Source organism: Archangium sp., assembly GCF_036388035.1.
GTDB lineage: Bacteria > Myxococcota > Myxococcia > Myxococcales > Myxococcaceae > Archangium.
Genome location: NZ_DASVSO010000572.1, coordinates 1 through 9,923, shown reverse-complemented (window position 1 = coordinate 9,923; position 9,923 = coordinate 1). Strand labels below are relative to the sequence as shown.

General features: G+C 69.0%; 8 protein-coding genes and 1 pseudogene. 5 read left to right on the top strand and 4 right to left on the bottom strand.

Annotation, left to right across the window (positions count from 1 at the left end):
• The 3 genes from VF697_RS23080 to VF697_RS23070 all read right to left on the bottom strand — a co-directional run.
• Nucleotides 1-1,058 (bottom strand): SPFH domain-containing protein (locus tag VF697_RS23080; protein WP_331098443.1); only part of this gene is annotated, 1,058 nt, incomplete at its 3' end.
• 4 nt (nucleotides 1,059-1,062) lie between these two features.
• Nucleotides 1,063-2,118 (bottom strand): SPFH domain-containing protein, encoded by a 1,056-nt coding sequence (locus VF697_RS23075; RefSeq protein ID WP_331098441.1) that lies wholly within the window; start codon nucleotides 2,116-2,118, stop codon nucleotides 1,063-1,065.
• Entirely contained in the window at nucleotides 2,115-2,729 is a 615-nt protein-coding gene (locus VF697_RS23070; RefSeq protein WP_331098439.1) for a hypothetical protein, read from the bottom strand. Before VF697_RS23070 ends, VF697_RS23075 begins: the two co-directional genes overlap by 4 nt.
• Nucleotides 2,730-3,006: 277 nt before the next feature.
• Between VF697_RS23070 and VF697_RS23065 the strand changes: the two genes are divergently transcribed.
• From VF697_RS23065 to VF697_RS23045, 5 genes are all read left to right on the top strand, one after another.
• On the top strand, nucleotides 3,007-3,855 hold the full coding sequence (locus VF697_RS23065; RefSeq protein WP_331098437.1) for an MBL fold metallo-hydrolase: 849 nt from the start codon (nucleotides 3,007-3,009) through the stop codon (nucleotides 3,853-3,855).
• Nucleotides 3,856-3,870: 15 nt separating this feature from the next.
• Nucleotides 3,871-5,442 (top strand): sigma-54-dependent Fis family transcriptional regulator, encoded by a 1,572-nt coding sequence (locus VF697_RS23060; protein WP_331098436.1) that lies wholly within the window; start codon nucleotides 3,871-3,873, stop codon nucleotides 5,440-5,442.
• 170 nt (nucleotides 5,443-5,612) lie between these two features.
• Nucleotides 5,613-7,841: an ATP-binding protein gene (locus tag VF697_RS23055; RefSeq protein ID WP_331098434.1), complete on the top strand. Its 2,229-nt coding sequence runs from the start codon at nucleotides 5,613-5,615 to the stop codon at nucleotides 7,839-7,841.
• Between the two features lie 187 nt (nucleotides 7,842-8,028).
• Entirely contained in the window at nucleotides 8,029-8,910 is an 882-nt protein-coding gene (locus VF697_RS23050; RefSeq protein ID WP_331098432.1) for a hypothetical protein, read from the top strand.
• Between the two features lie 184 nt (nucleotides 8,911-9,094).
• On the top strand, nucleotides 9,095-9,529 hold the full coding sequence (locus tag VF697_RS23045) for a DUF2019 domain-containing protein (protein WP_331098445.1): 435 nt from the start codon (nucleotides 9,095-9,097) through the stop codon (nucleotides 9,527-9,529).
• A gap of 54 nt (nucleotides 9,530-9,583) precedes the next feature.
• Here VF697_RS23045 and VF697_RS23040 read toward each other — a convergent pair.
• Nucleotides 9,584-9,923 (bottom strand): annotated as a pseudogene (locus VF697_RS23040) (hypothetical protein); the annotation flags it as partial.

Sequence of the window (9,923 nt, the reverse complement as noted above, 5' to 3'; positions counted from 1 at the left end):
CACTGGCCGCCGTTCGCCGAGCTCGCGTTCTGCGAGTTCTTGCCCACCGCGTACTGCGTGAGGATCTGATTCATGTCCATCGTCTGGAGCGAGGCCCCGTTGCGCCCGCTGGGCATGAAGATGATCTGCTTGCCCTGCAGCGCCTCGGCGATGCGCAGCTTCACCATCGTCCGGCCGCCCGCGCCCGCCAGCGCCTCGTTCTCCTTGGCGATGCCCTTGGATCGGGCCTCGGCCTCCTTGAGGATCGCCGTCGCCTCGTTGTTGGCGCGCACCAGCTCCGCGTCCGCCGTCAGCTTCGCCTGCTCGAGCTGACCCGTCGCCTCGGCGATCTTCTGTGACACCGTGCCCTTGGCCGACTCCAGGTTGCGCTTGGCCTCCTCCGCCGCCGCCTGGGCCTCCGAGCGCAGCTTCTCCGCCGTCTGCTCCGCCAGCTTCTTCTCCCGGATCACCTTCTCGTACTCGGGGTTGAAGCGGTGCTCCTGCAAGATCACCTGCTCCACGATGACGCCCTCGGGCGCGAGCGCCTCGTCCAGCAGCTTGCGCGCGTTCTCGGCCGCCGCGAAGCGCTTGTCCGCCGTGTAGAAGTCCTCCGAGCGCAGCACGTTCAGCGCGTCGCGCACCAGGGCCCGTGTCGCCGGCCGCACCAGCCGCGCCTCCACGTCCCGCGTCGAGCGCGCCACCTTCTGCACCAGGTGCGGCGCCTTCGAGGGATCGATCCGCCACGCCACCGTCACGTCCACCGCGATGTCGTTGCCGTCCACCGTCTTGAACTCGATGTCGTCCGTGCGGCCCTTCTCCTCCTCGGCCCTCGCCCGCATCCGCAGGTTCTGCAGCTTCGTCTCGAAGGTGTTCCAGTCCGTGGAGAACGACGGGAAGAAGAAGTACGTCGCGCCCGGCGCGTACGTCTCCTGCTGCACGCCCCGCGAGCCCATCAGCGTGAACTTCCGCGTGAGCACGCCCACCTCGTTGGCGTCCGTCGAGTGGCACGCGCACCCCTGCACCACGGGCAGCGCCAGCACCATGAACAGCCCCAGCATCCGCAAGTCCATGCGCTTCATGTGCTCACAGCCCCTTCACATCGAAGCGCTTGAGCGCCGCGTTGAGATCCAACGGGTTCACTCCGCCCTCGCCGTCCGTGGGCACCACGATGAGCTGCGTGCCGTCCAGCACGTCCGCCATCTTCAGGCCCACCATGTTCTCGCTGCCCGCGCCTCGCAGCGCCGCGTTCTCCAGCTCGATCCCCTTGGCCCGCGCCAGCTTCACCACCAGATCGCCCTGCGCCGCCTGGGTGCGCCGGTACAGCTCCGCCCCCGAGAGCAGCTTGGCCACCTCCGCGTCACCGCGCGCCAGCTCCACCTGCACGATGGCCTTGCCCTCGGCGATGATCCGGTTCATCTCCGCCTCGGCCTGCGCCGCCGAGGCCTCCGCCTGGTTCTTGAAGACCGTCTGATCCTGGATCTTCCGCTGCTCGATCGCCCCCTGGTAGCGCGTGTCGTACCGGTACTGGCGCAGCAGCACGTGCGTCACCTTGATGCCCTTGGGCTCCAGCTCCGTCACCAGCAGCTTCTGCGCCTGCGCCATGGCCTTGTCGCGCCGGTCCCCCTTGTAGAAGTCGTCCGCGTCCAGCTCGCCCAGCGTGCGCCGCAGCACCTGCTCCCCGCGCGGAATCACCGCCGAGTCCTCGTACAGCCGCCCCGGGCCAATCTGGGTGATCACCTGGTACGGGTTCTCGATGCGGTAGAGCACCGTGACGTCCGCCGAGACGGTGTAGCCCTCGGACGTCTGGATCTTGATGGCCCGCACCACGCGGTGGTCCGCCCCCTCGCCCACGTCGGCCGCGTTGTCCGCCATCTCCAGCACCTGGAGATCCGTGGGGAACAGGTGCATCCGCTCCGCGCCCGGCGTCACCCAGTGCAGGCCCGGCCCGTACACCTTCTCGCGGATGCCCTTCTCGCCACCGAGGATGACCTGCTTCACCCCCATCTCGTACGGCCGCACGTAGACGGTGCACACGTTGTAGAAGAAGAGGATTCCAAACAGCAGCATCCCCAGGGGCCACAGCACCCGCATCCGCGGCTGCTTCAGGGCCGCGAGGACCTGATCTCCCGCCTTGCTCATACCTTCTCCTTGGTACTGGACTCACTGCGCGCCATGGCCTCCGGCCCGGAGATGCGCTCGGCAACCGGCGGGACGGACTCGTCCAGGGGCCGGTAGGCCTCGAGCTGCCGCTGCTCCACACCCATGTCCCGCACGAGCGTGGCGAGCTGCCGGCGATAGCGGCGCTCGAAGAAGGACTCCTGCATGTCCGGCAGGAAGGGTCCGAAGAGGATGAAGGCGAAGGGCAGCGGCTCTATCCAGTCCGGCACCCGCGTGAGGGCCACCACCACCGCGACGACGAGCCCCGCCCCCGTGTACACCCCGCGCGAGAGCAGATCCCCCCCGCGCCACAGGTCGTACTTGCGCCGCTGCAGCGCGTGGTACTCGCGGGCCAGCTGGAAGTAGCGCGGCAGCACCACGGTGAAGACGCCGCGCTCCAGGCGCTCCCAGTAGCCGGGATCCTCGGCCACCTCGGCGAAGAGGCGGGACACGTCGGCCAGGGCCAGTCGCGCCTCGGCGGTGAGCTGCGCCTCCACCTCGGCGTCCCAGGCGCCGAATCCGGGCCGGCGCCGCTCGAGCCATGCCAGCACGTGCTCGGTCACCTGGGGCAGCCGGAAACGATCGGGATACACGCGGAGTCCCCCCCTCATGCCGCTGGATCAGCCGGCCGCCCCGGAGTCTTCCATGTGGGCCATGCCCACACAATGCCCAGCCGCCCCGGATGGGCCCAGGCGATCCAGATCAGAGCGGGCGGTCCATCCAGGTGCACCGGAATGGAGCAGCCGACCTCCACTACTGCCAGGGATTCCCAGCAAATCCAGCCATTTGACGTTGGCAGCATCCTTGCTCTGTCCCCCTGGCGTGAGCGCGGCTGGATCAGGCCGCCACGGTTTTCGAGGAGGAGCAGCCATGGAAGTGCGTTTCTACGGAGTGAGGGGCAGCATCGCGGTGTCGGGGGCGCACGCGGCACGCATCGGTGGCAACACGTCGTGCCTGGAGGTGACGAGCCAGGGGCACCGGCTCATCCTGGACGCGGGCACGGGCATCCGGGCGCTGGGCGAGGCGATGCTGCGCGAGGGCGGGCCGCAGAAGGCGCACCTCTTCTTCTCGCACCTGCACTGGGACCATGTGCAGGGCTACCCCTTCTTCACCCCGGCCTACCTGCCCACCACGGAGCTGACGCTGTACGGCCCGGGGCCCGGCGGGGCGCAGGCGCTGGAGTCGGTGCTGGCGCGGCAGATGGAGCCGCCCAACTTCCCGGTGCCGCTGTCCACCATGCGCTCGCGGATGACGTTCGACTCGGCGCTGCACGGGCGGACGGTGGAGGTGGGGCCCTTCAAGGTGACGCCCTTCGACGCGCCGCATCCCCAGGGGTGCCTGGCCTACCGGGTGGAGGCCGACGGCCACGTCTTCGTCTACGCCACGGACATGGAAATCTCCCTGGCCACGCTCGACTCGCGGGTGGCGCGGCTGATGGAGGGCGCGGACGCGCTGTGCCTGGACGCGCAGTACACCCCGGACGAGTACGCCGGGAAGAAGGGCATCCCCAAGAAGGGGTGGGGGCACTCCACCATGGTGGACGCCGCCCAGGTGGCCTCGGCGGTGAACGCGCGCCGGCTCTTCCTGTTCCACCATGACCCGGCGCACAACGACGACATGGTGGAGAACATGGCCGAGGAGGCCCGCAACCACTTCGCCAACACCGAGCCGGCGCGCGAGGGCAAGCGGATCCTCCTCGGGACGGCGGTCTGCGCGTGAGGAGAGGAGGGACGCATGGGCCCGCACTGCGATAGTCTCCCTCTTGCCTTCGAGCTTCCCCCCCTGCCCGTCATGGCCACTTCCTCGGACGTCACTCAGGTGTTGCTCCCGATCGGCGGGCTGGTCGGGCGCGAGGTCGATCTCGACGCGTTCCTCCAGACGCTGATGGATCGCATCGCGGTGACGATGCAGGCGGACCGGGGCACGCTGTGGCTGTTGGATCCGGCGCGCGGGGAGCTCTTCTCCCGCGCGGCCCACCTGCCCGAGGTGTCGCAGATCCGCGTGAAGCTGGGCCAGGGCGTGGCCGGCTACGTGGCCGAGCGCGGCGAGCCCGTCAACATGCCCAACCCCCGGGGCGAGAGCCGCTTCTTCGCGGACATCGACCGGATGACGGGCTACCGCACCAGCACCATCCTCGCGGTGCCGCTGCGCGACTCAGGCGGGGCCCTCTACGGCGTGCTGCAGGTGCTCAACCGGCGCGGCGGGGAGCGCTTCACGGACGATGACGTGGAGCGGCTCATGGCCATCGCGGTCCAGGTGAGCCACGCGCTGCAGAGCACGAGCCTGTACCAGGAGCTCCAGCGCGCCAAGGAGCAGCCGCACGCGCCGGTGGGTTACTTCTTCAACCGGATCATCGGCGAGTCCGAGCCGCTCAAGGTCATCTACCGCCTCATCCAGAAGGCGGCGCCCACGGACGCGACGGTGCTGCTGCGGGGCGAGAGCGGCTGCGGCAAGGAGCTGTTCGCGCGAGCGGTACACGTCAACGGGCCGAGGCGGGACAAGCCCTTCGTGAAGGTGGACTGCGCGGCGCTGCCCGCGTCGCTGATCGAGAACGAGCTGTTCGGCCACGAGAAGGGCGCCTTCACGGGGGCGGACCACCGGGTGCCGGGCAAGTTCGAGGCGGCGGATGGCGGCACGGTGTTCATCGACGAGATTGGAGAGCTGCCGCTGCCGGTGCAGGGCAAGCTGCTGCGGGTGCTGCAGGACCGCGAGTTCGAGCGGGTGGGCGGCACGCAGACGCTGAAGGTGGACGTGCGGATCGTCGCGGCGACGAACCGGGACCTGGTGAAGATGGTGGGCGAGGGGAAGTTCCGGGAGGACCTGTACTACCGCATCAAGGTGGTGGAGCTGGTGCTGCCGCCGCTGCGCGAGCGCGGGGCGGAGGACATCGAGCGGCTGACGCGGCACTTCGTCGCGGCGTCGGCGAAGCGGCACCGGCTGCCGATGCCGCGGTTGAGTGCGGCGGCGCTGGAGCGGCTGAAGCGCTACCGCTGGCCGGGCAACGTGCGCGAGCTGGAGAACTGCATCGAGAGCGCGGTGGTGCTGAGCGAGGGGGAGATCCTCGAGGAGCACCTGCCCCTGCCCAAGGTGGTGAGCGCCCTGCCGGCCGCGATGCCGCTCGGCGACGTGGTGGTGCTGGAGGGCACGGGCGAGCTGCTGCCCCTGGCCGAGGTGGAAAAGCGGCACATCCTCCGGGTGCTGGACTCGGTGAAGGGCAACCGGACGGCGGCGGCGAAGGTGCTGCAGATCGGCCGCAACACGCTCGGCCGGAAGCTGAAGGAGTACGGCATCGCGGACGAGGGGTAGTCCCCTCCCCTCCCCCTGGGAAGCTCCGAGCGGGGCCCCTGGCGATTCCCTGGATGGCAGCACTCCCACTGGACGCTCGGCAATGGAACGCGAGAGCGGGCCTGCCCTGGCCCCGCCGAGGCGCCTGGCTCCAGGGGTTGCCATGTTCTAGAGGCACACAGGGGGACGATTTGTCTCGCATCCACCCGGGGGGATCCGCGCGTTGGTCGCTCCTGCTCGCCCTGCTGCTGTCCGGGGTAGTGGGCGGGGTGCTCACGCTCGCCCTGTTCAGCTTCGAGTCGAGGGCCCGCCACGGTCTGGAGCGCGAGGCCCTCGCACAGCAGGCCGCTCGCGCCAGTGGGCTGGCCTCCGAGCTGGGGTCCCAGCTCCATGCCGCCGAGCAGCTCCTGAACTCCCTGGCCTCGCTCGCCACCCCCGTGCGGGAGCAGCGCGAGGTGGAGGAGTTGCTGCGGCGGATGATCCTCTCCGCCCCGGCGCACGCCATCCATGGGCTCGGGGTGTGGTTCGAGCCCGGCCAGCTCGTGCCCGGGGTGCGCCACATGGGTCCGTACGTCCACTGGAGACTGGACGGACGAGGAGAGCCCCTGGAGCTCACCTACGAATGGTCCACGCCGGCCTATGACTACCACCGGCATGACTGGTACCAGCAGGCGAAGCGGCGCGGTGGGGGCATCGTCCTCTCCGAGCCCTACTTCGACGTGGACCTGACGTACGAGAGCCTGGTGCGGGCCTTCTTCGACACCCAGGGCCAACTGAGGGGCGTGGTGAGCGTGGACCTCCGGCTTCCCCAGCTGCGGGAGCTGGTCCGCCAGGCCAACGTCTCCCCGTCGGAGACCCTCTACCTCATCAGCGAGGCGGGCGTGCTCCTCGCCCATCCCGACGAGGCCCGGCTCCTCGCCTGGGCACGCGCACGAGGGCGTCCCGTGAGCGGCCTGTCCGAGCTCACCCTCGCGGACCTGCGGACCTGGGAGCAGGAGCACGGGAGGGATCGCGAATGGCGCACCACCCAGGTGCCCGTCCCTCATGCCGGCTGGAAGGTGTTCGCCTCGACGGACGAGCGCGTGCTCTTCTCCGCCGTGCGCCACCAACGGTGGTTGGTGCTGGCCCTGGGCGTGGTGCTCTGGACGGGGCTGGGAGCGAGCGGCGTGGCCATGGCTCGCGCGGAGCGGACCCGGAGCCTGCGGCGCACCCTCGCCATCCGCCAACGGCAGGAGGAGGAGCGGCGGCGGCTGCTCGCCCAGGTCCGGCAGCGCTCGGCGGAGCTGCAGGCCATCCTCGAGAGCATGGTCGACGCCGTCATCGTGGCCGACGCCCAGGGAAACGTCACCCTCGTCAATCGCGCCGCGCTAGCGCTCTTTGGAGAGACCTCGTTCGAGGGAGGTCGCATGGACACGGCGTTCCTGTCCCAGGGCCCTCACGGGCTGGATGGGCAGGCGCTTGCGTTCGAGTCCCTGCCCCTGCCCCGGGCCCTGCGGGGCGAGCAGGTGACCGACACGGACCTCGTCATCTCCGTGCCCCGGCTGAACCACCGCGAGGTCGTCCTGCGGCTGAACGCCGCCCCCATCCGGGACGAGGCAGGCCGGGTCGTCGCCGCCGTGGCGGTGGCGCGCGACATCACCCAGGCCATCGAGCTGGAGCGCCTCCAGGGGGACTTCGTGAAGATGGCCGCCCACGAGCTGAAGACCCCGCTGGCGGTGATGAAGTCCTTCGCCCAGCTCGCCTCACGCACGGGGTCGGTGACCCCTCCCCTCCGCCGACTGCTCGACGGCATCAACCGCGGCACGGATCGGATGGACCGCGTGGTGAGCACGCTGCTGGACGCCTCGCAGCTCCAGCTCGGCCGGCTGCGCTTCGAGGAGGAGGTGGTGGAGCTGCGCGCGCTGGTGGAGGCCGCCGCCGCGCGCACCACCGTCAACCACCCGCACAACCCGATCCACGTGGAGCCAGGACCGGGAGCCCGGGTGCTCGGAGATCGAGCGCGGCTGGAGCAGGTGCTCGCGGAGCTGCTGGACAATGCCGCGCGCTACTCGCCCACGGGCCGTGCCGTGGAGGTGGGCCTCGCCCTGGACGGGGGCGAGGTGGAGCTCTCCATTCACGACGAGGGCATCGGCATCCCGGAGGACCGGCGGGCCCGCGTCTTCGAGCGCTTCTACCGGGCCCACGAGGGGACGCCCCACGACCGCGGCGGAATGGGCCTGGGGCTGTACCTCGCCCAGGGCATCGTCCTGCACCACGGAGGCCGCATGGAGCTGGAGAGTCGCGAGGGAGAGGGAACCCGCGTCCGCGTCCGCCTGCCGCGTCTCCCCGAGCAGAGGATGGGTCCGTCCCGCCGCGACCCGCCGACCGAACAGTGGGTGGGCGTTGCTCCTCCCGCGTCCCCATCCGACCCAGCGGCTTGACCTGACGGTCAGCCGCTTTCTGTAATCGACGGGTTTGGGTTTCCCAGCCTGGGACGCCCGGAGAGGTGCCGCGATGTCTAACGTTTCCTGCAATTCACACCCCGTGGGCACGCGGCGGCCCTCGCGGGTATTGGCATTGGCCCTGGCGGCGTTGATGCTGGTGACAGCGTGTGCCACGGGAGGCCCCATGGGCACGGCCTACCGTTACCCCCCGCATACGTCCCCAGTCTCCCCCGAAGCGTGGGGGCCGGAGGCTGAAGCCGACGATGGAGGCCAGGAAGAAGCTGTCTTCACCACGTTGCCCACGGACTTCGCACCGGTGCAGGTGAGCAACTCCGAGCTTACGACAGCCCTGACAACACTTTGGCTCGACATACCGCTGCGGGTAGCCACATCCCGCCCCCCTCTTTATGTCGGTCGTAGGCTGGCATTGGCTTCCGTGCCCTTGAGTGGCGAAGCGTGGCAATCAGACCTGGCGCGGTCCTACGGGCGGTTTTGCGAGCGCCGCGACACTCCAGGCGATTGCCTCACCCTGTTTGAAGACGGTCCTCGCATGCAGGACGATGACAAGCGCGGCATTGCGCTTGCCCTGGCGGTAAGGCCAGCCCTGGAAGGCCTGGACGCGGAGGTACGGGCCATGCTCAACCCTACGCGGGTGCTGGCCATGCTCAGCGTCACCGTCGTGGTTTACATGGGCCTCCTGCTGGCACCGGTGCCTGAGCCCGTGACAAAAGGTATAGCCCTCGCATTCACGGTGCTCATGTGGGGTTATCTCGGGTGGGAATTCTTCGACCTGCTGCGGGCCTATGCGCAACTTCACGAGGATGCACCTCGAGCCTCCACCTTCGCGGAGCTACGTGAGATAGGCGAGCGGTTCGGTCGTGTCATCGGCCCGAACAGCGTGCGAATTCTCGTCCTGGTGGGGACGGCGGCGATAGGTGAAACAGCCGCGCTCGCGTCCAAGGCACCGAAACTGCCAGGATTCGGGCAAGCATCGGGGGCAGTAGAGGCAAACACCGGCCTGCGCCTGCTGGATGCGGCCACCGGAGCCGGGCGCGTCATTGTATAAGTGCGTTCTATTCTTCAAAATTTCTTCGGGTTACCGGTTCACGAACTCTGACGGTGCGGCAGTGGCTCAGCACCCAGTCCTATGAGGCACAGCGCGAATTTGGCCTGCTGACTATCAAGAACATCAAGAATGGAATTTGGCCTTGACGAGTCTTGAAAAACTGGTTGAGGAGTTTGCACGGCATGTGGAAGCGCAGACCGAAGCGATATGGCGCGGAGACGCCAAGACCGGAAACAAGCACGCGGATCGGTGCTTGGCTGCATTCGATAAATTGTGCGCGCATGGCGATGCTGGACGGGATGCGCTCACAGGGTTGTTCGCGCATCCCAACATGGATGTAAGGACCACAGCGGCGGCGTTTCTTCTGCGGTACCGGACACCGGAGGCCAAAGCCATTTTGGAGGAAGCGGCGAAAGGAGAAGGATTGGTTGCGTTCGCAGCCTCTCAGGCCCTGAAGCGCTGGGAGGAAGGCACATGGGCCCTAGACCCTGCCGACGATGGTGCGGGGCAACCCGAAGCACCCCGCCCGGCACCATCCAGCCAGCACAGCCGACCACGTACGAAGCGCGCCGCTCCGGGCTGGCGGAGGGGGAACAAGCGGGACAAACCCGGCAATTGATCTCAGGAGGGCGGGCCCTCCTCCAACCTGGAGCTGGAGACCTGGCCTTCTTGTTCAGCCCGCGAGCACCCAGGCCGCCGCCACCGTGAGGCCCCCGGCCGCCGCGAACAGACGCCACGCCCGGCGCGCCAGCACCGTGCCCGTCCCCTCGCACGCGTTCTCTAGAATCACCATCGCCGGCCCGCCCTGCTTCCCGCGCAGCTCGTACACGCCCGGCACCGGGCCCTGCGTCAGCTCGCCCACCACCAGGCACTCCTCGCCGAGCTTCCCCACGCGCTCGTACGACAGCGCCTCTTCCACCTTCACGCCCTCCGCGGGCACTTCCGTGCCCGTCTCCGCCAGTGTCTTCTCCAGATGGCAGCGGCGGATCCACATCGGCGCCAGCAGCAGCTTC